This is a genomic window from Pinirhizobacter soli, assembly GCF_015905305.1.
Taxonomy (GTDB): Bacteria; Pseudomonadota; Gammaproteobacteria; order Xanthomonadales; family Rhodanobacteraceae; genus Pinirhizobacter; species Pinirhizobacter soli.
In genome coordinates, this window is sequence record NZ_JADZLQ010000001.1 from 61339 (window position 1) to 82808 (window position 21470).

At 63.7% G+C, this 21470-nt stretch carries 10 protein-coding genes (1 of these 10 running past the window's edge); 6 read left to right on the forward strand and 4 right to left on the reverse strand.

The features are described from left to right. On the reverse strand, positions 1 to 13805 hold the 5' portion of the coding sequence (locus NDK18_RS00150; RefSeq protein WP_250626716.1) for a tandem-95 repeat protein. The gene continues 24544 nt to the left of window position 1, outside the view; the window shows 13805 of its 38349 coding nt (coding positions 1-13805); its start codon is at positions 13803 to 13805; its stop codon lies off the left edge, out of view. Between the two features lie 117 nt (positions 13806 to 13922). Continuing rightward, the gene (locus NDK18_RS00155) at positions 13923 to 14837 is read right to left on the reverse strand and encodes an efflux RND transporter periplasmic adaptor subunit (protein ID WP_250626717.1); all 915 of its coding nucleotides are present in this window, start codon (positions 14835 to 14837) and stop codon (positions 13923 to 13925) included. Between the two features lie 499 nt (positions 14838 to 15336). Between NDK18_RS00155 and NDK18_RS00160 the strand changes: the two genes are divergently transcribed. The 4 genes from NDK18_RS00160 to NDK18_RS00175 all read left to right on the forward strand — a co-directional run bounded on the left by NDK18_RS00160 (position 15337) and on the right by NDK18_RS00175 (position 18311). Next, positions 15337 to 15729, forward strand: a complete 393-nt coding sequence (locus NDK18_RS00160; RefSeq protein WP_250623097.1) for an iron chaperone — start codon at positions 15337 to 15339, stop codon at positions 15727 to 15729. 57 nt (positions 15730 to 15786) lie between these two features. After that, on the forward strand, positions 15787 to 16116 hold the full coding sequence (locus NDK18_RS00165) for an ArsR/SmtB family transcription factor (protein ID WP_250626718.1): 330 nt from the start codon (positions 15787 to 15789) through the stop codon (positions 16114 to 16116). After that, on the forward strand, positions 16113 to 16604 hold the full coding sequence (locus tag NDK18_RS00170; RefSeq protein WP_250623095.1) for an SRPBCC family protein: 492 nt from the start codon (positions 16113 to 16115) through the stop codon (positions 16602 to 16604). The genes NDK18_RS00165 and NDK18_RS00170 overlap by 4 nt, the downstream gene beginning before the upstream one ends. A gap of 147 nt (positions 16605 to 16751) precedes the next feature. Then, complete coding sequence (locus tag NDK18_RS00175; RefSeq protein ID WP_250626719.1) at positions 16752 to 18311, forward strand: alpha-N-arabinofuranosidase; 1560 nt, start codon at positions 16752 to 16754, stop codon at positions 18309 to 18311. A 39-nt stretch (positions 18312 to 18350) separates the two neighbouring features. Here NDK18_RS00175 and NDK18_RS00180 read toward each other — a convergent pair whose 3' ends face one another. Continuing rightward, complete coding sequence (locus NDK18_RS00180) at positions 18351 to 19064, reverse strand: aminotransferase-like domain-containing protein (RefSeq protein WP_345777062.1); 714 nt, start codon at positions 19062 to 19064, stop codon at positions 18351 to 18353. 177 nt (positions 19065 to 19241) lie between these two features. Here NDK18_RS00180 and NDK18_RS00185 point away from each other — a divergent pair, with 177 nt between their 5' ends. Together NDK18_RS00185 and NDK18_RS19450 are read left to right on the forward strand one after the other, a co-directional pair. Further along, positions 19242 to 19958 (forward strand): transporter substrate-binding domain-containing protein, encoded by a 717-nt coding sequence (locus NDK18_RS00185; protein WP_250626721.1) that lies wholly within the window; start codon positions 19242 to 19244, stop codon positions 19956 to 19958. Positions 19959 to 20109: 151 nt separating this feature from the next. Continuing rightward, on the forward strand, positions 20110 to 20271 hold the full coding sequence (locus tag NDK18_RS19450) for a patatin-like phospholipase family protein (RefSeq protein ID WP_425600632.1): 162 nt from the start codon (positions 20110 to 20112) through the stop codon (positions 20269 to 20271). 239 nt (positions 20272 to 20510) lie between these two features. On the opposite strand, the gene NDK18_RS00190 is transcribed toward NDK18_RS19450, so the two are convergent. After that, positions 20511 to 21437 carry a cupin domain-containing protein gene (locus tag NDK18_RS00190; protein ID WP_250623090.1) on the reverse strand — a complete coding sequence of 309 codons (927 nt, stop codon included), beginning with the start codon at positions 21435 to 21437 and terminating at the stop codon, positions 20511 to 20513. Positions 21438 to 21470: the final 33 nt, after the last annotated feature.

Below are 21470 nucleotides of genomic sequence, written 5' to 3' on the forward strand. Positions count from 1 at the left end.
TTGGCATCCAGCGGCAGCTGGATGTCGGCGGAGGCGTCATAGCTGCCGTTGGTGGCAAGGGGACCTGCGTGCAACAGTTCGGCGACCTTGGTCAGCGTGCCGTTTTGTGACAGATAAACGCGATCGAGCCAGTTGCCGGCAGCCAGGCCGCCGCTATTGGTAACGGTCCACTGCACGTGCAGCGTGCTACCGGACAGCACCAGGGTGGGGCCGCTGATGTTGCTGACCGCAAGATCCGGGCGCGCCACCACAACCTGCGCGGTGGCGGAGGCTGTGTTGTCGTTCTCGCCGTCGCGCTCGTACACCGTATTGTCGGTGTCGGTGCGTACAACAAAGGTATAGGTGCCTTCGGTAAAGCCGGCGGGCAGGGTGAAGTTGATCGTCCGCGCCACGCTTGAACCTGCGACAAGGCCGTCGGTGAAGAACTGGTTGGCCACTTCGATCTGGTGTCCCTGGCCATCGTCCAGGTAAACGCGGTCGCGCCACACACCGGTAGCGTCGCCAGTGCCGGGGTTGTGCGCGATGTAGCTCACGCTCACCGCATCGCCCGGGCGCACGGCGGTGGGGCCGGTAACGTCGCTTACGGTGAGATTGGGCGAGGGTGACAGCGCGATGTGCAGCGGTACGGCGGTGGCCTTGGCGTTGTTGCCGGTATGGCCGTTCTCAACCACGGTGTTGTTGAGGTTGGTGACCACCAGGATGTAGTAGTCGCCCACCAGGTCGCGCGGCAGGGTCAGCGTGGCGCTGGCGGTGTAGCTGTCGCCGTTGGCGAGCACGCCGGCATGGGTGACGGAGCCTGCCAGCACGATATCGTCCGCCGAAGGCACGCCGGTGCGCGAAAGCACCACGCGGTCGTTCCACAGGGCCAGGTTGGTCGGCGCGTTGCCGGTGTTGTTCACCGTCCAGCTCACCAATACGTTATCGCCGCTCTGCGCGGTCGTTGGCGCGCTCACCGTCACTACGCCCAGGTCTGCATAGGCGGCGGCCACGTTGATGGCCTTGGCCGTGCTGTTGTCATTGCCACGCGTATCGGGCTCGAGCACCTCGGACTGCGCATCGACGCGCACGCCAAGGTAGTAGTGCCCGTCAGCCAGCAGCGGCAGGTTGACCGTCGCCGATTGCGTATAAGTGCCGTCCACGGCAAGCGCGCCGTTGCGACGCACCGAGCCGATCACGATGTCGTCGGCGTTGCCGATGATCGCATCCGTGCTCAGCACGATTTCGTCGGTCCAGGCGTCGCCCGTGGCCGCCTGGCCATGGTTGCCCACCGTCCAGCTAACGGTAACCGGCTGGCCGCCGATGCCTGATGTGGACGTGGTGATGCTGTCCACGCGCAGATCCGCGTATGGTACGGCGGCCGAGACCACCGCCGTGGCGGCGCTGTTGTTGCTCTCGGCGTCCTGGGTGAGATTGGTCTCGTACAGCACGCCCACACCGGCGGCATTCTGGTCGGCGGTGACGGCGATGCTGATGTTGCCGGTACCGCGCAGGCCGTCGGGCAGGCGGAAGGTGAAGCTGCGCACGCGGTGTTCGCCCGAGCCGATCGGGCCGTTGACCTGGCCATCGACGAGTGCAGACGGGTCGTAGACCAGGCTGGTGTCGAGCAGCGTCATGCCGTTGTCGACGCGGCTGATGGTGATGCGGTCATTGAACGGCGCGCCGGTGGCGCTGGCGCCCTGGTTCCAGTCTTCCCAGGTGATGGTGACCAGGCCGCCGGCCTGGATGGTGGTGGTGACCACCTGCAGGTTCTTCACCGACAGATCCGGCCCGACCGCCTGGTCGATCTCGGCGACATTGTTGCTTTCGCCAGTGCCGTCGGCGTTGGCTTCGGGGATTTCGGCCAGGCTATCGGCGATCACGCGAATGGCGAAGTTGCCCGATGCATCCACGCCCGTTGGCCAGGTGAAGCTGGCGTTGCGCTGGCGCGTGCCGCCTGCGGCCAGCGGGCCCTGGTCGAGCAGGTCGCGCAGGGTGACGGTGGCGACCACCTTGCCGGTGGAAAGATTACGCACCTCCAGCGTCTCGCTCCACGGCAGCGCGACGGCCACGTTGCCCTGGTTGCCGACGGTCCAGCTGACATTGACAGTCTGTCCAGGCTGGTAGGCGCCGGACGGCTGCAGGCTGAGGTCCTGCACGGTAAGGTCGGCATACGGCGACAGCACCACCGTGGCGGTGACGCTGCCGGCGTTGTTGCTTTCAGCATTGCCGCCGCCGTTGCTCTCCTTGACCACGTTGTCGGAGTCGGTCAGCACGGTAATGCTGACATCTCCGGCCGCGTATGAGCCGTCGGGCAGGCGGATCTGCATGTGGCGCGTGCGTGCATCGCCCACGCCGATCGGGCCATTGGCCGCGTCGCTGGCGTTATAGGGCACGGTGATGTCGGCAAGGACCACGCCCGTGGCGATATTGCGCACCACGATGCGATCGTTCCAGTTGCCGCTGGTGGCCAACACGCCCTGGTTTTCCACCACCCACTGCACGTCGATGGTCTGGCCGGTCTGCAGCGTGCCGGCGGGCGAAACATTCACCGAGGTGACGGTGAGGTCCGGTGCCGGGGTGACCACCAGGGTATCGAGCACGGTGGGCGGTGCGTCGGGCACCTGCACCACATTGAACGAGACGTTGGCCACCGGGCTGGAATTGGGGTAGTTGGACATCGCCAGCACCAGCGTGTAGCGGCCGCCAACCAGCAGCCGGCCCAGGTCGATGCCGCTGCCGTTGAACTGGTAGTTGTAACTGCTGCCGTTCCAGGCGCTGGACTCATTGCCCATCGACTGCTGGTAGAACACCGTGCGGCCAAGCGGGTCGAGCAGGGTCCAGGTCGGCACCGCGCCATAAGTGGACGAGCCCAGGCCCGGCAGCGCGTCCAGGAAGTAGTGCCCATCCGCCGGCACGTCGAAGGTGAATAGCTGCGTGCCACGCGTATCGATCGTGGTACTGACCGCCGTGCCTGGCGTCACCGCCGTGGCGCTGGCGGAGCTGAGCATGCGGAAACTGAAGGGGTTGTCGCTGGTGTTGTTGCTCCACACCGTCAGCACATAATCGCCCGCTGCAAGCAGGCCGGTGTAATCGTTGCTGTAGTTCGAATAGTAGTAGTAGCCGACCTGCTGGTTGAACAGCTGCTGGCCGCTTGCATTGGTCAGCTTCCAATAGGCGTTGTTGGTGGCGCTGAGCCCGTCGAAGGCCACCACCGTATCCTTGTCCAGGTGCAACGTGTACTGCACTGGTACGCCAGTGCCAGGCGCGGTGCCGTTGACGACGGTGTTAGGCTGCAGGGCCGCGTAGCCGGCCTTGATCGCGAAGCTGTAGGCGATCGCATTGGAAGGCACGTAGCCCGGGTTGTCGATGACCAGGTAGTACTGGCCCGCGGCCAACGACAGCGATCCGCTCTGGTTGTACAGCGAGCCGGAAGTCACCTCGGTGCCGTAGGGCGAGATCAGATGCCAGTTGAGGTAGCTGGTCAGGGTCGAGGTGACGAACGGGTCGAACCAGAACAGACTGGCCTGGGTCAGGTTGAGCTTGAAGATCTGCGGGCCTTGCTGCGCGTTGTAGGTGCCGTTGATGCGCGTATCCGGCTGCAGCGCCGGCACCGTGCCCAGGTTCACCGCGGCGAAGTTGATCCAGCGCTGACCGGTGTTCCCGTTCAGATCGACGAAGCGGAAGGTGTAGCTGCCCGCCGAGGGCAGGATCACCGCACGGTTGCCGCTGCGCGGGTTGAAAGAATACAGCAGGGTGCCCTGGCTGTCGTAGACGTCCAGGCGCACGTTGGGATCGGAGGGCGTGGTGATCCACAGCGAGGACGCTTGCGTCACCTGCACCTGGTAAGCCAGGCTGCCGTTCTGCAGCAGGCCTTGCACGGGCTGGCCGATCGGCAGCGCCGGCAAGTCGTGCGAGGTGGTTACGGTGAAGGCGTAGTCCTGTGCCGGCGCGGTACCGTCATCGTCCTGCGTGTCGCGGACCAGGTAACAGGTTCCGCTGCGCGGCAGGTTGGCGATGGTTCCGGCACCCTGCACTTGCTGCAGGAAATGGCCGAATTCATCATAGAGCGACCAGCCGAAGTTGAAGTCGTCGCTGTCGAGCGTGATCGTGTCGCCGCTATTGGCGGTGAAGCGGAAGAGCTCCGAGGCACCGGCGGAAGTGGTGCCCGTGGCGGCCGTGCCCGGCGTCAGTTCGGTGGCGGCCCCCAGGTCCAGCAGGCGCAGGCGGGCATTGTCGTAGCCATACGGGATGTTCTCGATGACCAGCTGATAGTCGCCACCATCAAGATCGAAGGTGGTGTTGTCCTGGCCGTTGTCCCACGTGCTTGCGCTGAACACCGTCTCGCCATGGTGCACGATGCGCCAGTTGGCATAGCCATAGTTGAGGAAGCCTGAGTCCAGCAGCAGGTGCGTGGCGTGGTCGAGATGGAAGTCGTAGACCGTCGGCCCCGTGGGTCGCAGCCAGTCACCTACGGCAACCTGCGGACGGCTCAGCTCGAACTGGAAGTCCACCGGTGTGGTATCGCCGGCGGCGTCGGTCTTGTACACCAGCAAGTAGCGTCCGTCGGCATTGAGCGTGAGGTCCGCGGCGCTGCCCAGGTCGCCACTGGCGGCCTGGTTGCCATCCGGACCGATCAGGACCCATTGGCCACTGAGCGTTCCGCTGTCCAGCGGCGCGAAATGCAGACGGTCGCCGTTGAAGCCATCGAAGGCATAGACCTTCGATTGTCCCGGCACCACGCTGTCGCTGAGCGGTGCATCGAGCACCAGTGGCGCAGCCATGGCGGCATCGGTAAGTGCGAGCGACAGATGGCTTGCGTCGGCACCGTGCGCCCGGACGGTAAGCCGGTATGTTCCCGCAGCGAGCGTGACCGCCTGTACCGCGCCATCGCCTGGCTGCCAGCTGCCCCAGCCGAAGTAGGTTTCATCCTGGGTGATCTGCCATTCGTAGCCATCGCCGCTATTGGCCAGCGCATCGAGCAGCAGGCGCGTCGGGCCAGAGAGGGTCAGCGTGTAGTAGGCGGTGTCGGCCGAGCCCTGGGTGTCGATCTGAAGGGTGTCGCCGACGTTCGCCGTCGCGGTCGTTGCCGGTTGCGTGGTGGCAATGGCGAAGCCGTAGCTCGCTGAACCTGCGGCATCGGAGCTCGCCGACCACACCAGGTAATACGTGCCGCTCGCCGCGAACACCGGCAGCGCGTCGTTGCTCGACGAGGTATCACCCCACAGGTACTGACCCTGTGCGTCGTACACCTCCCACGCGCCGTTGCTGGTGCTGCCAGCCTGCGGCACGAAGTAGAGCCGCTGCCCGGCCTGCGCCTGGAAGGCGTAGAGCTGCACCTGGCCCGGATTCAGTGTCACGGTTGCTGGTGCGTCCAGCGGCAGTGCAGTGGCGTTCTCCATGCGGTCGAAAACCAGCGCATAGCTGTAATCGCCCGAGTCGTCCGCGGTACTGGCTACGGCGAAGGACTCACCGGACTCACCCCCGCTGCCGCCGTCGTTGCCCTGGGCGCTGACCTGGATAACGTAGTGGCCCTTGGGCATGAACACGGTGGTGTAGTAGTTGCCCAGGGTGTAGTTCGAGCCAGCAATTTCGACAGATGCCGTGACATCGTCCGAGCCCTGGGGCTTCTGCAGATAGACCAGCTGATCGTGGTCCACGTCGATGCTGTAGAAACTCACGCCGCCATCGGCGGGCAGGCTGCCCACCGTGATCTGGCCGGCGACCAGCGGCGTGGGCGCCGTGACATGGAGGGCGGTCGTGTCAGCGTCGACCTGGTCGACGCTGGTAAGGGCGACGTACCAGGTACCGCTCGTATCGGCGTGCACGTGGTAGAAATCGCCGGGGTTGTAGAACCCGCGCGAGTCGATGCGGTTCAGGTTGGCATCGTAGATCACCACGTTGCTGTAACGCGCGCCGGTGATGTAGTAATCCTGTCCCGCCACAACCTGAAAGGCGTACAGGCCAGGGATGGCGGGGGCAGTCAGCGCGCCACTCGCAGCGAGCGTCTGCGCCTGGGTCGTGACGGTAAAGTCCAGGTCCGCCGAGCCATCGAGCGAAGCACTGATCAACAATGTGTAGTCGCCGGCGCCCAGCAGCGACGGCTCAGGGAAATTGCCTTGATAGGTGTTGAAATACCCGGACGCTACTTCCCCGCTGGCGTTGATCAACTGCCAGTGCATGCCATACGAGGTGCCTACGCCCGCAAAGGAAACCAGCGACACCTGGTCAAGGGTGAAGGTATAGGCGCGCGCGTCGTTGTTGGTCAGCGTCACGCTGCTCGCCTGCCCCAGCGTGATCGGCGCGGTCGGGACAGCCGGCTGGTCGGTGTGGTCTACCAGCGTGGTGCCAAAAGTCGCCGTGACGGCGGCATTGGCATAGGTAATGACGACGGCATAGTTGCCGTCATCGGGAAGGTCGAACGAGATCTGGTTGGCATTGGGGCCTGCGTAGCCCGAGCTCAGATAGCTGCCGTCGGGGCCGACCAGGTACCAGTACACCTGTGGCGACGTGGTAACCGCGCTGCTCACCTGCATGGACAGGTCGATCGTGTCGCCGGCATGGCCGGCGAAGTGCCAGGCCTGCGCGTCGCTGTACTGGGTAAGGTCCGCGGAGGCGGTCGTGCCGGGAGACAGGTCGGCACCGGCATCGAGGTCGATCAGGCGGAAGCCTGGTGTCGGGGCGCCCTCATCCGTCGATTCGCCCAGGGGCTGGTACGCAAACACGTGCAGGGTGAAGCTGCCCTTCGGCAGCTGGATCACCTGCGTCTGGCTGTTCGGCAGGTACATGTTGCCGTTGGTCCACTCGTGACCGTCCGCATCGACGATGTCGAAGTAGGCGGAAGCGCCTAGCAATCCCGTGGAGGCCACGATGAAGCGGCCTGGAGCTGCCAGGTCGAAGGTGTAGTCGGCCTGGAAGTTGGACGCATCGTCCAGCACCAGTGGCTGCGTCGCGCCCACGGTGAGCACGGTGCTGGGGACGGGGAGCGGCGCTGCCGAGACGTCGTAGGAGAAAGTGTCCACGGCGTTGCTGTAGACGAGCAGCGTGTAAGTTCCCGAGGACAGCGTCTGGCGACTGATGTTGTTGTTGCCCGACATGACCTGATCGCCGTCGGCGTCATAGACGACCCACGAAAGACCGTGCTCGCCATCGCCATTGTCGCCATCGACAACGGCGCCCAGATCAAGCGTGCTCTCACCATCGCTGTTGAAGGTGTAGGCGACGCCGCCATGGGTGGCGTCAAATTGTCCCTGGGCGGTCCCGGTCGTGCCGAGCGGCTGCGCTTGCGACAGATCAACCAGCAGGTAACCGAAGGATTCGCCGGCGTTCGATCCGATGACGCGGATGTCGTAGTCGCCGGCGGGGAGGAAGAACTGGCCGCCGTTGCCTTGGCTATCGTACGCATAGCCATTGCGGTAGATGGCGAACTGGACCCAGCCGTTGCTGTACAGGCTCTTCAGCAGGACGGTGGCGTCGTGGTCCAGGCTGAGGCGGTAACCCGTCGCGGTGTCGGGATTGTCACCCAGCGCGCCTTCGACGATCTGGCCCGGCTGGACGACTGGTAGCGTGGCCGGTGCCGTCGAGATCTCGTAGGCCACGTCATTGCCGTCGGGGTCTTGTGCCTTGAGTACCAGCAGGTATTCGCCCGCGGGCAACGTGGCGATATCGACGTCGGCGCCGGTCGGTTCTTCCGCGACCACGTTGCCGTTCGTATCGAGCAGACTCCAGCGAAGCAATGATGCATCCGCCACGCCGAAGCCCAGATGCAGCGCGGTGGGTGTGGTGAGCGAGAGGCGGTAGACGGTTGCGGTATCGCCGCCGGCGAGGGTGCCTTGCGCGCCCGCGGCGGGCAGGGCGGGGGCATCGAGCAGGCTCAGCAACTGCAGGGCGAAATGCTCGCCCGGGCTGTCGCTACGAATCCACAGTTCATACGTACCGGCTGCGAACCGCTGGGTGGACGGCGAACCGTTCTCGACGTCGGTGCCGCCCTGGCCATTGGAGTCCAGATAGGAGAGCGAAGGCCCGGAGCCTGCCAGGGCAATGCCCCACTGGATGTCGCCGTCGGAGTCCAGGTTGTGGAACTGCAGCAGTGCGTCGTAGTCGAGCGTGATCCGGTAGACCGTGAACCCGGTGACGGGATCCGTGCTGCCGGTAAGCGTATCGCCCGGATGCGCGGCTGGCGGCGCCACCGCGTCGGCATGCAGGGTGAACGAGGCGTCCGCATTGCCGGTGCGTGCCACCAGCAGCCGGTACGAACCGGTCGCGAGCACGGGGGTATCCACCGCGGAACCGGCCGCGCCCGTCGCGATCAGCACGCCGTACTCGTCGTACAGCGACCAGGACGCCGAGCTATCGTCGCCGCTGTCCAGCACGATATGCAGGGCGCCCGATGTCGACGCCTCGTAGCGATAAACCACCGCCGACTGCCCGGCGTCGAGATGGCCGCTCGTGGTGCCCGCGTTCAGGGCCGCGGCGGTGGACGTATCGACGCTCTGGAACGCATAGCTGGCCTGGTCCGTCGTGGCGGCGATGGTCAGCACGTAGTCGCCGGCGGTGGGTAGCGTCGCGTAGGCGCCCGGATTTTCATCCTGCCAGGGGCTTTCGCTGGAAGCGCCGACCGGCGTCAGGCGCCAGTGCACGCCTTGCGAGCCCAGATCGCGAAGCAATGCGCTGATCGTGAGCGACTGCGTGTAGTCCATGGTCACGCGGTAGCGCGCGCTGTCGCCGACAAAGGCGAGCGTGCCGCTGACCGAGCCGCCCCAGGCAAGCGGCGGCGCGGGAGGCGCCTGCGTCTGGCTCGAGGTCACGGTGTAGTCGGCGGCCGGGCCGTCGATCACCAGATAGCGCTGCGTGCCGGCGGCAACGCTCTGCGCGATAAGGGTGGAGGCAAGTTCGCTGTTGCCCGAGGCCACCAGCTGACCGCCCGCATCGTACACACGGATGGTGGCGCCGTTGGCCTGGCCCGTGGCCACGGCCAATTCGATCGCGGCCAGGTCCGTGGTGGCGGTAAGTCGGTAGACCAGCGCACGGCTGTCCGTCGTGGTCACGATCGACTGCCCGATGGCGAGGTCCGCCGCGGCGCTCATGTCCGTGATGCGCACGCCGTAAGCGCCCAGCTGTGTCGCGTTGTCGGCGAGCACTTCCAGGGTATAGGTGCCCGGGCCGAGCAGGCACGCGGAAGGTGCACCGGTGGTACCGGACTGCACGAGGCTGCCGTTGGCCGCACGGATGTTCCAGCGCTGCCCCGCATCACCGAAGCCGTCGACCAGCACCAGGGTCGGCGCTGCGATGGCGAAGCCGTAGCTGTCGGGCACGCCCGTCGTGGTCGTGTGGCCCTGCACATCGGTGCCGAGCGTAAGGCTCGTGTGCGATGGTGTCGTCAATGAAGCGGCATAGCCAATATCGGTTTCTTCCGCATCGCCGGCGCCATCGAGCACGAGCTGGTAGCGGCCGTCCCGCGGCAGCACCACGAGGAGGTCCTGGCCTGGGGCCAACGCACCAAAGTCCACCACGGCGTTGCCGTTGGCATCGAGCAGGCGTGCGGTGACGCTGCCGCCCGAAACGCTGTCGATGTGCAGCTTCAGGTAATCGCCAGCTTCGCCCTGTACGCCGTAGACCATGACCGAGCCGGCCGGCGCTACGCGCGCGGTCTGCCCCGTGGTCAAGCCCAGCGCGGCAGTGGTGGCAAAGTCGAACAGGTTGAACGCAAACGATCCGGCGGCCGCGCCGCTCGGGATGATGGTGAGGCGGTAATCGCCCGCTGCAGTCAGTGCAAGCAGCTGATCGCTTAAGTCATCCAGGTTCTCACCGTTCACCACGTAGCCGATGGGGCCTTGCAACTGCCAGCTGATGTCAGAGCGGCTGTAGATGCTACGGAACAGCGCCATCGTGGGCGCTGCGAGCGAGAAGTCGTATTCGTAGCGCTGGCCGGGCGAGACGATGGTGCCTACGATGGGTGTGCCCGGCACCAGCGGCAGCACGGTGGTGACGACCTTGCGCAGGGTGAAGTTCACCGTGGTGTCGGCGCTGGTGTACCAGGCGTTCTGCCAGGTGAGTACGTAGTTGCCGGCGGCGAGGTGGAACAGCGCGGGATTGTTGGTGTTGCTGCCGCCGCTGGCGATCACCTGGCCTTGCGCGTTCTGCACCTGCCATTGGTCGTAGTCGCCGTTGAGTGGAGTTTCCACCCGGTAGTCGCCGTCGGCTGCGACGTTGAAGCGGTAAGGCGCCGGCAAGCCGGCTATGGGCAGCGCGACCGTCGTCGGCGTGTCGATAGCCACGACGGGCATCGACGCCTGGTCCAACAGGCTGAACCGGAAATCGCCGGTGGAGAGGTCGCCGTAGCTCACCGTCAGCACGTAGGTACCGGCGGGCAGGTTCAACAGGTTCTGGCTGGAATAGCTGAAGTCGCGCTGGGACACTTCGTTGCCGCGCGGTCCGATCAGGCTCCAACGCAGGTTCGAATTATTGTTGAGCGGCGTGCTCATCAGCACCGAAGTCGGTGCATTGAGCGTGAAGCTGTACTGGATGTCCTGGCCCGGCTGGGCGATGCTGCCGGCGATGTCGGTACCGAGCGTGAGCGCGGCGCTCTGCGTGCTGCGCCGCCCCAGCGTAAAGGCCAGCGACTCCGATTTCGGCGCGGTATAGCCTACGTACGGCGACACCACCAGCAGGTATTCGCCGGTGTAGGTCGCGGCGATATCGGCGGCGTCGCTCCCGTTGTACATGGAGCCGGAAGCAATGACGCTGCCGCCAGGTGCGATGATCTGCCAGTCGGCGCCGTTGGTGGGCGAGCTACGGTCGGTCTGCAGGTAGAAGTGTTCGCCGGCGTTGGCGTTGAAGCGGTAAATCTGCGTGTGATCGGTAACCAGCGTGGTCTGCACCGCCGTGCCGGGCTGCAGATCCTGCGCGATGTCGCGATTGAGCAGCCGGAACGAAAGGTCCGTGGGCGTGTCGTTGCTGTTGCGGAACAGCAGCGTGTACTGGCCGGGTGGAAGCAAGCGTGCGGTGCCCTGGTCGTAGCCCAGGCTGGACCAGCTGATCAGGGTGCCGGCGGTGGAGCGCAGCATCCATTGCAGGGTGCTTGGGTTGCCGTTGGGGCCGGCCAGCACGTCGAGCGCCACGACCTGGGCGTGGTCAATGTTGAAGGTGTATTGCGCGATCGATTGGCGGCCGGCCAGCGTGGTGCTGGCGAGGTCGTTGATCGATAGCGGCGTGTTGCTCGTATCCGTCGCGCTGAGCGTGAACGTATCACGGTCCGTGGCGTAGCTATCGTAGTAGTAACCCAGGTCCAGCAGCGTGTAGCTGCCGTCGGCGGGAATGGTAAAGAGACTGCCGAGGTTGTCGCCCGACTGAGCCTGCAGGATCTGCCCCTGCGGCCCGATCAGCCGCCAGGTGGGCTGGTAGCCCGATACGGAATCCACATTGAGCAGCAGGGTCTCACCGGCGCTGGCCTGCACGCGGAAACCTGCGGCGGCGCTACCCGGGGAGCGCGTGACGATGGTTTGCTGGCCCAGCTGCAGGCTGGGCAACGTGGACAGATCAACAGCGGTAAAGGCATAGGCACCGGAGCCGTAATAGCTGGCTACCGAACCCTGCATGGTGAGCGCATAGTCGCCGGCGGGCAGGGTAAGCACCTGGTCGCCGTTGGACATCCATTGACCGCTGAACTCGATACCGCGCGGTCCCTGAAGGGACCAGGCGGTGTTGCCGGACTGTTGCGCATCCAGCAGCAGCTGGGTGGTCGCGCTGAGCGTGAAGCGATAGGTCTTGGTGGCGTCCCAGGTCGCCAGCGTGCCGGCGGTCGTGCCGCCAAAGGCTAGCGGATCACCGGCGGGCAGGGGCGTGGGTGCGGTGTTGCCAGCGTTGTCCAGGCGCGCCTGGAAACTGACAGGCGTGCTGTTGTCAATGCTGCCCTCGATCAGCAGCGTATAGGCGCCCGCATGGGTGAGGCTGACGGCCGTGCCATCCCCGGAGAGCGCAGCAGAGCCGACGGTACGTCCGTACATGTCTACGATGCGCCAAAAGGCGCTGCCACCGGTTGCGCTGGCGGCCTGCACCGCGACGCTGTCGCCAGCGGCCGCGCTGAACGTATAGGCGGCGCTGCTGTTGCCCGGCGAAAGTGTGCCTGACAGCGGCGCCCCCTGCGTAATCGCGGCGGCGGCGGACAGGTCCAGCAGGTTGAAGGCAAAATTACCTGTGGCGGTGTCGACGCCCTGTACGGTGAGCGTGTAGTCGCCTGCCAACAGCGCCAGGACATCCAGCCCCGAATTGCCGTCAGAGGAGTTCAGCGTATTGCGGTTGATTTCCTGCCCGCGCGGTCCGGTCAGCGACCACACGATGTCATTGCGGTTGGACAACGCATCGAAGGCCAGCTGCGTCGCTGCGGCCAGGTGGAACGAGTAGTTCACTGACTGGCCGGCCAGGGCGATCGAATCGTTCACCGCCGTGCCCACGCTCAAGGTGGCGGCGATGTCCGGCACGAGGTTGAGCTGGAACGTGTAGCCCACCGTGGCGGTGGACGCGTTGCCGGTGGAGCCATCCAGAACCAGCCAGTAATCGCCCGCCGTCGATACGGTGAGCGGGTTGATGTTCTGCCCGAGACTGCCGGTGGACACGGCGTTGCCGAACGGATCGACCAGGCGCCACGCCACGCTGCCGCCGGTGGGCGACTGGCTGCCGAAATAGATTTTCTGGCCCTGTGCCAACGAGACCTTGTAGATTTGCGAGCCGCTGGGTTGGTCCAGCGTGCCCGAGATCTGCGTATTGGTCGTCAGCGCCTGCGCGGAAGCGTCGGTGAGCATGCGGAAGGCGTAGGTGCCCGCCTGTCCGCTGTAGCCGCGGATCGCCAGCGTGTAGGTGCCGGCGGTCAGGTCGAGCGCGTTGGTCGTTTCCGAGGTGTCATGTGGCTGTACGACCTGGCCGGTCGGGCCAGTCAGCCCCCAGTTGAAGTCGTGGCTCAGGCTGTCGAACAGCACCTGCGTGTCCGCATTGAGCGTGAAGCTGTAGTAGTTGGTCTGGCCGAGCTGGGTGGTGGCCGTGGTGGCCTGGTCTAGCGTCAGCGGCAGCTGCGGATTGACGACCGGATTGAGCGTGAAGTTGTAGTTGACCGGCGCGGTATTGGTCGGCGCGCCCTCCACCAGCAGCAGGTATTCGCCATTGCTGGGGACGGTGAACGTGTCCAGGTCGCTACCGAGATAATTATGGCTGCCGACCTGGCGACCGTAGGGATCGATCAGCCGCCAGTAGGCCGAGCCTCCGGTCACGCCGTTATTCTTGAAGGAGAACTGCTGGCCGGCGCTGGCATCGAAGCGGTAGACACTGGTTTCGCTGCCCTGGACCAGCGTGTCGGACACCGCCGTGCCTGGCGTCAGGTCGGCCGCGGCCGTGGCGTCGACGATGCGCATGGCATAGCTGCCCACGGCATCGGCTGATCCGGCCACGGTGAGCGTGTAGGTGCCGCTGCCCAGGTCGAAGGCCGGGGTGCTGCTGTTGGAATTGCCGTCATCGGAAAACTGCCGGCTGTTGACCACGCTGCCGTTCGGTCCGGCCAGCGACCAGTTGATGTCCGAGCGGTTGGTCAGGCTGTCGAAGACAACGCGCTTGGTATCCTGCAAGGTGAACTGGTACTGCTTCTGCTGCCCGGGCGCGTCCAGCGAACCGTTGATGGAAAGGGCCGCGGGGTTCACGTCGCCGGAGAGCAGCACGCGCGGCTCCAGCGCTTCAAAGCGGATGGCAGGCGTCGATGCTGCGGCGGGCGCCGTGTCGGCCTGCTCCGTGAGAAGGGTTTCGTTAGCGAGGTTACCGTTGCCGTTGCTGTGCGACTGTTCCATGTTGCCCTCTTGGCAGTCCTGCCGCGCGTGCGCGGCGACCGATCGACGTTGAAATGAGTAAGTTGCGTTCGAAGCTGCTTGCCGGCGCCGCATGGGCGTCGCCGTGGAAATCTGGTGCTACTTGCCCAGCGTTGCCTTGCACTTCACGCCCGATGGAATGTCGAGCTTGGGATTGGGCAGATCCATGAACAGCACGAAGGTGCCGCTGGCCGCATCGACGATGCGGTCGACGCTGGCAACGATCGCGCTGTAGTTCTTGCCCGCGGGAATTTCAGGCGCGATGCTGGCCTGCGTGCCGGGCACGGGTTCGCCAAAGGCACGCATGGGCATCACCACGCGCACGCGAAGCGGATTGAGCTGTGCGAGCTTGAGCACCGCGTGCTTGGTGGCGCCAGGTTCGAAGATCTCGCCTGGCCACATCATCTGGTCAACCACCACGCCATCGAAGGGGCTGCGAATGGTCCGCAGGGCGAGCTGGCTGCTTTGCTGAACGTATTCCAGGTGCGCCACCTCGCGGTTTTCCTTGGCGGTCACAAGCTCCGCCTGGGCCTGTTTCAGTTCGGCTTCGGCATCGTCGCTGTCCTGCCGGGACATCAGTTTTTCCGCCGCCATATCGCTGCGACGGCTGAACTTGCGCTGGGAAAACTCGATCTTTGTCTGCGCCAGCTGCGTGGGCCCGGCAAGCTGCGATTTGTAGCGCGCAAGATCCGCTGCGGCCTGTTCCGCATGCGACTCCAGGGTGGCAAGCACCTGGTTGCGTGTCACGCGATCGCCGCGCGCCACCAGCACCCGGTCGATCAGTCCGCTCACCGGCGCACCCAGTTCGACCATCTGGGTGGGCTCGATCAGGCAGTCATAGGTGTTGGTGGTATTGGCAGCCTTTGCCGTGCCGGCAATCAATGCCAGCAACGTACAGAACCCGAGGAAAGAGCGGCGCTGGGGTTTGCGATGACGCACGTTGACATGCGCACGTGCACCGCGCAGTCGGCCCCATGACCGGCAGCGGCCCGAAGGCACGGCCGTAAGAGTCATTCCATTGTCCCCTTCAGAGCGAGCGCCGATGGCCCCCTGTGACCCATCTAAGCGAGCACGCCCTCGTAAAAAATAGCGGCTGATTCCTGCGGCGGCAAGAGGAGATTGAGCGCAAGTTCTTGCGCTTTTCGTCACTTTGGGCGATGTATCTGAAAGGCCTGGATTTGTCTTTTAAGCAGGCGAATTGGTCATGCACGACGAGTCAGTGGATTTGCCGATTTTGCGCAATTTATTGAGAGCATCGGAGCCCGATTCGATGCCTCGCTAAAGGATCAAAGCGACGATCGCCTCATACAGCCGGGACAGGCCAAGGGCCGTGCGTTGACTGGGCATGGGCGAGTAGGGCGGCGAATGCACTTGAAGTTAGATCAACAATCTAATGAATTTACTGAGGATTGATACCATGACATCTACAAAGAGCAGCCCGCGGAAGTCATCCGCGAGCGTCGCTGCTAGCGGAAAGAAGTCCAAAGGATTCACCGCTGAAGAGCGAGTCGCGATGGCGGAACGCGCCGAAGAACTGAAGACGGCCGCGCGCCGAGGGTCGCGTGCAAGCAAGGCCGACGGAGAGAAGGACGTACTCGCGAAGATCGCCGAGATGCCAGAACCCGATCGGGGCATGGCCGAGCGGATCCACGCCATCATCAAAGCCAACGCACCGAACCTCTCGCCCAGAACCTGGTACGGCATGCCGGCGTATGAAAAGGACGGCCATGTCCTGTGCTTTTTCCAAAGCGCGCAGAAATTCAAGGCGAGGTACGCGACGCTTGGCTTCAGCGACAAGGCGAACCTCGACGATGGCCGGATGTGGCCGACCGCCTTCGCCCTCAGACAGATGGGCGCGGCCGAGCAGGCCCGAATCGGCGCGCTGGTGAAGAAGGCGGCGAGTTGAGCCAGCACTAAAGATTAGTATTGACTAATCAATAAGCGGACACTAATGTGTCTACCCATGACCGAAGCCGCCGCCATCACCACTGTCATGCGCGCCCTGGCCGACCCGACCCGGCGCGCCGTGTTCGAGCGGGTAGTCGGGGCCGATGAGATCTCCGTTGCCGAGCTCACCCGCGGGAGCGGCGTGACGCAGGGCGCGATTTCCCAGCACCTGAAATCACTCAAGCAGGCGGGGCTGGTGGTTGAGCGTCCTGAGGGACGCAACGTCTATTACCGCGCGCAACCAGACGGCCTTACGCCGCTGGTCGACTGGATGAGCCACTACGGCGTCTTCTGGCGCGAGCGCTTCGCCAACCTCCGCACGCTTCTGAAGGACATCGACCCATGAACAATCTTGCGCTGCAGTCCGACACCCAGGCCATCGTGGTCGACGAAGTCTTTCCGCATGCACCGGAGGCGATCTGGAAGGCGCTGACCACGGGCGATCTGATTGGCCGCTGGTTGATGGCGCCTACGGGATTCGAGCCCGTGGTCGGCAACCGCTTCACCTTCCAGACAACGCCGGCAGGGGAGTGGGATGGCGTCATCCATTGCCAGGTGCTGGAAGTGCTGCCCTGCGAGCGGTTCGTCTACGGCTGGCTGGGCGGTCACAAGAACAACGATGGCTACGGCGCGCCGCTGGATACCGTGGTGACGTGGACGCTAACCCGGGTGGATCAGGGTACGCGTCTGCGCCTGACGCATTCGGGTTTTGTGTTGCCGAAGAACGACTCCGCCTATCGAAACATGAGCGAAGGCTGGAAGAAGGTGGTCCGCAACCTGGATAACATCGTGACCGAAGCGGATGCAATTCCAGCCTCAGGGAAAACGCCATGAGCCAGTCCTACACCGGCGGCTGCGCCTGGGACCATCTGGATCCGGCGATCGTGAAGTTCGAGAAGATGCCGACGGGCTGAGCGCCCCGACATGCGGCTTCTCCTGCATACTTGAGGATCAGGGGAAACAGGCATGCAAGGGGGCTTCATGAAGGCGAGCGTTCGGGCGCGGATCAGAAGGGCCATCGCTTTGCTGATGGCGGCATCGGCAACCTGCGTACACGGTAGTCCCGCTGTCGACATCACGGTTCATGCCGATCGTCCGGGAGCGGTGATCCACCCGGAGATCTACGGCCAGTTCGCCGAGCAGCTCGGACACGGCATATACGGTGGTATCTGGGTCGGAGAGCATTCGTCCATTCCCAACATCAAGGGGTACCGCAAGGACGTCGTGGAGGCACTGAAGGCGATCAAGGTGCCGGTCATCCGCTGGCCCGGCGGCTGCTTTGCCGATCAATACGATTGGCGCGATGGCATAGGTCCTCGCAATCAACGCCCTGTGCGCATGAACGGTTCCTGGGGCGGCGAAGACGACAATCAGTTCGGCACGCATGAATTCATGGATTTCGCCGAGCTGATCGGCGCAAAGACTTACGTCAGCATCAACGTCGGCACGGGATCGCCGCGCGACATGAGCCAGTGGATCGAGTACATCACCGCGGACGGCCATTCCAGCCTGGCACAGCAGCGCCGCGCGAACGGGCGCGACAAGCCTTGGAAGCTCGATTATGTCGGCATCGGCAACGAAATGTGGGGCTGTGGTGGCTCGATGCGGCCGCAGTTCTATGCGGACGTTTATAGTCAGTACGCCACGTTCGTGCATGCACCGCCGAATGCGCCGATCACGCGCATCGCCAGTGGCGCGAATGCCGGTGACGTGCACTGGACCGATACCTTGATGGCAGCAGCAGGCAGTCAGATCGATGCCATAAGCCTGCACAACTACAGCATCCCCACCGGCGACTGGAAACACAAAGGCTCGGCCACGCAATTCGGCGAGGACCAGTGGATATCCACCTTGCAGGGCGCGCTGGGCATGGATGACCTCATCACCCGGCATAGCCAGGTGATGGACAAATACGACCCGAAGAAGCGCGTGGCGCTGGACGTGGACGAGTGGGGAAACTGGACGGACCAGGATCCCGACGCGGGGGATGCGGTGCTATACCAGCAGAACAGCCTGCGCGATGCGCTATCGGCGGCCATCACCCTGGACATCTTCCAGACCCATGCGGATCGCGTGCGCATGGCCAACATCGCGCAGATGGTGAATGTGCTGCAGGCGATGATCCTTACCGATAAGTCCAAGATGGTGCTGACGCCCACGTACTACGTATTCGATATGTACAAGGTGTTCCAGGGCGCTACAAACCTGCCGATTGAAGTCGAAGCACCGCCATATCACTATGGCAACGCCAAGGTACCGGGCATCCACGCCGCTGCCGGGCGGGATGTCGCTGGCGTGCTGCACGTGGCATTGGTGAACCTCGACCCGCATCACGCAACGACAGTGCATATCCACCTGGTTGGCCCCCACGGCGCGAACCTGCAAGGCAAAATGCTGACGGCACCGGCCATCACTTCGGTCAACACCTTCAGCCGCCCCCATGAGGTCGAGCCGGTGCCGTTCGACCATGCGGTGCTTAAAGATGACGTCATTGCGGCTGATCTATCTCCCAAATCGATCGTCGTGCTGGAGATTCACTAACATTTCGGGGACATGATCGCCTAGCCGACGCGGGCAAGCCTATGCAAGCAGCGTGTTGGCAAGTCGCCCCAAACGCCGGATGCCATCTTCGATCCGGCCATTCCATTCATAGGCGGCGCTCAGGCGCAGGCAGTTGCGGAAGCGCCTGCTTGCGGAGAACACATCGCCGGGGGCAAAACAAATGCCTTGTTTGAGTGCTTCGTCGAAGAGTGCGCGAGAATCGAACCGCTTCGGCAGTTCGAGCCAGAGCACGAATCCGCCCGATGGGCGACTCACTTTTGTATCGCCAGGAAAGCTTGCCTCTATCGCATGAGTCATGCGTGCGAGGTTCTCATCGAGGATGCGGCGCAAGTGCGTGTCATAGGCGCCGCTGGCCAGGAATTCCGCCAGCGCCACCTGGGGCAGGGAAGGGCTGCAAAGGCTGAAGGCGAGCTTATGTTCCAACACTTTCTGTGCATGAAGGCCTGCCACGATCCAGCCTATCCGGTAACCGGGAGCCAAGCTTTTCGAGAACGAGCTGCAGTAGATCGTGTTTTCCCCTCCATCGAGCGCAATGAACGGTTTCGGCCGATCACTACTGAAGTAGATGTCGCCATAGACATCGTCTTCGATGAGCGGTACATCATGCCGTTTGAGTAGCTTCAGCAGCAGCTTTTTGTCGATTTCGGCCATGGCCGACCCAAGTGGGTTATTGAAATTCGATGACAGTACGCAGGCTGCCACGGGTTTTGTATCGAGCAAGCGCGATAGCACGCTTGGCGATCATGCCGACGATGAGGTCGGACAATTGCTTGTAACGGTAGGGAGTGTGCGTGTCCATGGAGGTGCAGTAGCTCGTCGACGAAACTGTGATGGTCGATTTTCAGTAAATTGTAACTGTTATGGTCGTCGTGTGGCCGCTACGATCGTTGAAAAAAGCGGAGTAGAGCGATGAAGGTAAGAATTGCATATATAGAAGAGCCGCCTTTCTACTGGACCGGCAAGGACCGTGCTGCGACGGGCGCAGACATCGAATTGGCAGAGGTGGTGCTTCGAGCGATGGGCGTGTCGACCATCGAGCACCACTTGGCCTCGTTTGAAGAGCTTTTGCCTGGTGTCCAGGAAGGCCGTTGGGACATGAATGTGCCCATTTTCGCGACGGCTGAGCGGGCCAAACACGTGGCATTTAGCGTGCCAGTCTGGTCATTGGGCGATGGCTTTGTAGTTCACCAGGGCAACCCGAAAGCGCTTACGAGCTACGAAGCCGTGGCGGCCAGGAGCGACGCCCGGCTGGGGATTATTCCTGGCCAGATACAGCTGGGCTCTGCAAAGTCGGCGGGTGTGAGCGACGGTCAGGTCGTCATGTTCAAGGACCAGCCGGAGGCGGTCGCTGCCTTGCTGGCGGGAAAGGTCGACGCATTCGCAGCCACGGCGGTCGGGAACCGTGTCATTGCAGATACCCATGCAGAACTTGAAGCCGTGGCACACGAAATAGGCGAGAACAGCAGCACGCCCGTGGGTGCCTTTTCTTTTAGAATTGGCAATGACCGACTTTTGCATGATGTGAACAGGAAACTTTCCGAGTATCTTGGCTCGGCCGATCACCGCTCCCGCATGGCAAAGTACGGCATCATGAAGACAGAGATCGACAGTGTAATCGGACGATAGCCTTGCAAGTTCGGGGAACGCCCTATGCGTAAATGCCGTGCCCATCGGCTTTGATGCCGGGATACGTATCGTTACGACGGACCGGTATCGCTTCTTCACCATTTCGCCGCCCATTATCGAAGGACTACATCGAGCCGCTCACGGCGAGCCGGTGAATATCCTCGCCCTGTCGGGCGGTGGATCCGGTGGTGCGTTTGGAGCCGGCGCCCTTGCCGGCCTGACGCAAGCGCATCAGCGGCCGGACTTCCAGTTGGTGACCGGGGTAAGCGCCGGGGCCCTTATCGCCCCGTTTGCGTTCCTTGGTTCTGCGTAGGACCCCGCATTGCAGGATGCATTCGGAGGTGAACGGAGCTATCTGCTGCACTCGCCAACGTCGAGCTTCCTGGCGCGACTTCTTCTTCCTTCCGGCTTGGGAAGCGGCGGACGGCTGTACAAGCTAGTGGATCACTTCGTGACGACACAGATGGTCGCTGACGTAGCCGCCGATGAACATGCCGCCGCGTCCTGTCCGGGCGTGGAGGCTGCATCATCTGAATCCGAAAGCGAGATGCGCTAAATAGCTTGGCCGTGTGCTCGGCGATAAGCGGCGGGCGTCTGGCCCATTTGCCTGGCGAACACCTTGCCGAACGCCGCTTCCGACCGGTAGCCGACGCGTTCGGCCACTTCGCCAACCGGTAACTTCCCATGGAGAAGCAGGTTGCTGGCCATGCGCATGCGCAAGATGGTGAGCAATTCCCATGGAGAGGAATTTCCTTTCGCGGCGAAATGGCGCGCAAAGCTCGCCCGGGACATGGCCGCGCTTTCTGCAAGCGATTCGACGGTCCAGGCCTGCTCGGGATGGCGCAACATCGCCAGCACCGCGGAACCCAGGCGCGCATCGGCCAGCAACAGCAGCAGGGATGCCGGCACATCGGCTCTTTGTGTATAGGCACGCACGGCCAGGACGAACAACGCCTGGCTGAGCGCAGTGACCACCGCTGCCGCGCCCGGTGCCATCGCGGCGACTTCCGTGCGCAGCATCGCCACCAGGGCGCGCACGATGTCCATGCCGCCATGGTCGGCCAGGGACACGTGCAGAACGTCGGGCAGCGCCGCCATCACCATATCGGCGGATCCCGGGGCATAGGTGAACCGGCCGCAGAGCAGGTCCAGTTCAATGTCGCCGCCCGTGTTGCTGCGGACGGGTAAGGCGTCGGAATCATCCATGGTCATCGCGCCGGCACCTTTGCAGGCGCCTTGAGCGTTGCGCATGACGTGGGCGCTGCCACGAGGCAGCAAGAGCAAGTCGCCTTCCTGCAGTTGCACGACGGTGCCATCCGGGACCTGCACCTGCGCGCGCCCCGACAGCACCAGGTGGTACGGCGCTTCGCCTGCTGGCACCGGATCGTGATGGATGGCGAATTGACCTGAAAGCAGGCAGCGAAGATCGGGCGCGCCTTTCACGTCGGACAGTTCAAGTACGCGGCTAAGCGCATCCATGAGACGATCTCGCTAAACATCGAGACTTGCAAG